Source organism: Curvibacter soli, from assembly GCF_029211125.1.
GTDB classification, from domain to species: domain Bacteria; phylum Pseudomonadota; class Gammaproteobacteria; order Burkholderiales; family Burkholderiaceae_C; genus Curvibacter_A; species Curvibacter_A soli.
Genome location: NZ_JARGEN010000041.1, coordinates 1 through 3,933 on the forward strand (window position 1 = coordinate 1; position 3,933 = coordinate 3,933).

Here is a 3,933-nt window from a genome sequence, read left to right on the forward strand (position 1 = left end):
TTGGATTGGCGAGGCATGAAAACTCCTTTGGTGGAATGTTATGCCTTGCACACAAAATTTCTGACAGGCTCCTCGCATGGCATTGCCTCGCACAGAAAATACTGTACGAGGCGGTGGAAGGTGACGAACCCCGACCTTGCCCTGCTGCCAGCATACTGGACCCAGACTGCATACCCGACATCCTGGAAATGCCACTACAGTCTCCGGGAGGGCCCACCGGCATAGACCGGGTTGCATTCCTTTCCGTCGAATGCAACTCCGACTATTGGTCGGTCCTATGGAATGGCAAGCGCCTGGACCAAATTTCAGGCAAATCAAGGAAAGCTCCATTCGACGATTCGCTAGGGTTAATCGTAGGCGGTATTTCGAGTGGATTCAGCCCTGCCCAGGTTGCTCGTTCGCTAGAGGATGTCTCCGACCTTCTCGCCGCCAAGCCTATCATCGGCCTTGTCGTCTCCAGCGGAGGCGGAGCGACGGACGCCTGCAACGAGGGCCTTGCAACATGGTGTTCCTGGCGATTCGGGCGTGGCGAGGAGAAAGGCCTACAACGGAGCGTAGGTCCCAGGATGATCGAGGTCTTCGATACCAGGCCGGAAAGTTCGCGCCCGGATCAGGCCATGATCGCGAACCTGTCGGAAGACACGGGGAACCGTGTCCGCTGGTTCGAGCGACAACCTCCTGGAACAAGGCCAGACCTCGGCATCATTGCCCAGCTTGATTCTGCACAACCAGAGTCACGGCCTGTCGGCATGCGATCTCCGCTAGGACTCGGCGGACTCGTGCGCCACAGGATCAGGAGGCAACTGCATGGCTCGTTCCTGAGTGAATCTAGGCAGTCACTGCCCATACCACCTACCGGAGACGTGTTCTGCAACAAGATTGCTAGTTGCATCAACCTTCTAGAGGGAGGACAAGACAAGACCATCGGACTGCAGTTTTCCCCAAATGTACATGCCGTCTCCAGCATGCTGGAAGATCAATGCGCTAGCTTTGTCGCCGTTTCATCCTCCGCCATCGACCCCGCCTGCTTCCTTGGTGGCTGGATCAAGGGTACGTACCTTTGGGACTATGACCTGCCTTCCTATTCCCACAGGGCTGGGGATACCAGTGGCTACTACCTCCTATCGCAGGTCAGGGATGCTGACCGTGATGCACTGGGACGGGTACTGTGTCCATTGCCGGGGTGCGAGGGACTCGACCATTCGCAGGTAGAGCAGATCTTGCTCGAGGTTGCCAGGCGAGGAATACCAACGGTACGAGGACTTTCTGGCGACGACACGGGCGCCACTGGCGACCTGGGATTGTTCGTGGCCGTCCGTCTCCTGCAAGACCAGTTCCGCACCGAAGGAAACAAGGACAGCTTGCTGCCCGTGCTGTCGGGTACGCAGGATGACTTATCCATGGCCTTGATCATTCCCGTCGACCCATTCCGGAGCTACCTGGCAGACCTGTCCCGGTCACTGGGACGGGATAAGAAGGAGACATCCTTGTCTCGCCCCGACCTGCTTGTCATCGGGATTCGTGCAACCGAAGTCGGGGTTCGCCTGCACCTCACGCCAATCGAAGTGAAGTTCAGGAACCAAGGTAGCGGATTTGCCCCAGGAGAAGCGAAGGAAGCACTTGCCCAGGCACGTGCCTTGACTAAGTTGCTCAAGGCCATGGTCGACCAGTCTGGGAAATCCACAGCCTGGAAGCTTGCCTACCAGCACCTGTTGCTTTCGATGATAGGGTTCGGCCTGCGCGTATATAGCCAGCATGAACTTGTTTCCACCCAAACGGAACGCTGGTCCGGCTACCACGAGCGCATTGCTGCAGAGATACTCGCTCCTGATTCATCGATCACGATAGATGAATCAGGACGATTGCTGGTCGTCGACGGGACGCCACTCAGCGATGCACACGACCACGACGGAGATGGCTTCAGCGAAAGCATTTCAATTTCCCCCAAGGATGCAGGAAAAATCGTTGGAGGCGACCCCCAGGAGTTCTACGAGGCAGTTCGGTCCAAGGTTGGTGACTGGCGGCTGATGCCATCGCTGGACACTGCCATCACCACTTCCACGACGAGCATCTCGCCCGGCCCCACGAACCCGGGGTCAAGCGATGGTGACGACAGTGCACCTGCCGAGCCAGACACCATCACAACGTCAAGCCCTGCAGGTGCCTCCACTGAGGAAACCAAGGGCGACAGGGCTGTCGATGCCTCCGCCTCCCCGGATACATCGATGCCGCCGTCTGAAGAACAAGGCAGCGGCATCTTGCTTTCAGTCGGCAGGACCATCGATGGCTTCGAACCTCGCCAACTATCGTTGAACATATCGGACACGAGACTCAACCAGCTCAACATCGGCGTCGTTGGAGACCTCGGCACAGGGAAGACGCAGCTACTGAAATCCCTGATCTTCCAGATAGCAACCTCAAGCGCAGAAAATCGAGGAATCAAGCCACGGTTCCTGATATTCGACTACAAGCGAGACTACAGCAGCCCGGAATTCGTCAATGCAACTGGTGCCCGTGTCGTAAAACCATCACGCTTGCCACTCAACCTATTCGACACCTCCTCCATCGGCGAATCCATGGCACCTTGGCTGGATCGGTTCCGCTTCTTCGCCGATGTCCTCGACAAGGTCTATTCCGGCATTGGGCCCGTGCAGCGAGACAAGCTCAAGGGCGCTGTCCGCAATGCCTACGAGACATGTTCGATAGAGGGTCGCCAGCCAACGATTTACGACATTCATTCCGAGTACCGGGCGCTATTGAATGGCAAGTCGGATTCGCCGATGGCGATCATCGACGACCTCGTGGACATGGAAGTATTCGAGAAGGACCCTGCCAAGACAAAGACCTTCGATGCTTTCCTCGATGGCATAGTCGTTATTTCCCTGGATGCAATGGGGCAAGACGACAGGAGCAAGAACATGCTCGTGGCCATCATGCTGAACATGTTCTACGAGAACATGCTCAAGACACCAAAGCGTCCCTTCCAAGGAAGCGATCCACAGCTTCGGGTGATTGACTCATACCTATTGGTCGATGAAGCCGACAACATCATGCGCTACGAATTCGACGTATTGCGCAAACTATTGCTGCAAGGCCGAGAATTCGGGGCCGGGGTTATCCTGGCATCCCAATACCTTCGGCACTTCAAGGCAAGTACTACCGACTACAAGGAGCCATTGCTGACATGGTTCATACACAAGGTCCCCAATGTCACGCCAGCCGAACTAGGCTCGCTGGGATTCACCTCGGATCTAGGAGACCTTTCCGAACGCGTGAAGACATTGCCAAACCATCATTGCCTCTACAAGTCGTTCGACTCATCCGGGGAAGTGATTCGTGGGTTGCCTTTCTACGAATTGGACAAGAAACCTTGAGCTGAACGAGCATGGTCGACTTCCTTTCCCCATCCGATCGCTCCGAGCGCATGTCGCGGATCCGGGGAAAGGACACCCAGCCGGAGCTTGCACTGCGCAAGGCCCTGCATCGGATGGGCTTCCGCTACAGGCTGCACGAAAAAAAGCTACCAGGAAAGCCAGATATTGTTCTTCCTCGCTACAAGGTCGTGGTCTTTGTCCATGGCTGCTTCTGGCACCGTCATCCGGGATGCAAGATAGCCACCGTTCCCAAGAGCAATACCCCATTCTGGCTGGAGAGATTCCAACACAATGTTGCCCGTGATATCCGGGCCGTGGATGAGCTTCGTGCCTTGGGCTGGCGAGTCTTCGTCGTCTGGGAATGCGAGTTGTCGTCAACAGCAAAAACCATTGCCACGAGCGAACGGATCGCCGTCTTAATTCGTGATTCCGCAGAGTCCGCGACATGACTTCCAAGCAGCATCGACATTGCCCGGTAGGAATCCGGTGACGACCTAACGTTCATGGTGCAGCTTCCCCCACCCCCGCTAATGAAAGAGACTATGGGCAGGCAGGCAGC

At 56.3% G+C, this 3,933-nt stretch carries 2 protein-coding genes; both read left to right on the forward strand.

Annotated features, from left to right (window positions below; genetic code table 11):
- Positions 1 to 566: 566 nt before the first annotated feature.
- A complete protein-coding gene (locus PY257_RS10100; RefSeq protein ID WP_275741332.1) occupies positions 567 to 3,374 on the forward strand; it encodes a hypothetical protein in 2,808 nt (935 codons plus the stop codon).
- Between the two features lie 11 nt (positions 3,375 to 3,385).
- A complete protein-coding gene (locus PY257_RS10105) occupies positions 3,386 to 3,823 on the forward strand; it encodes a very short patch repair endonuclease (protein WP_275741334.1) in 438 nt (145 codons plus the stop codon).
- Positions 3,824 to 3,933: the final 110 nt, after the last annotated feature.

Coding starts and splice junctions, on each gene's coding strand:
- PY257_RS10100 (WP_275741332.1), top strand. CDS start 567: ATGATCGAGGTCTTCGATACCAGGCCGGAAAGTTCGCGCCCGGATCAG.
- PY257_RS10105 (WP_275741334.1), top strand. CDS start 3,386: ATGGTCGACTTCCTTTCCCCATCCGATCGCTCCGAGCGCATGTCGCGG.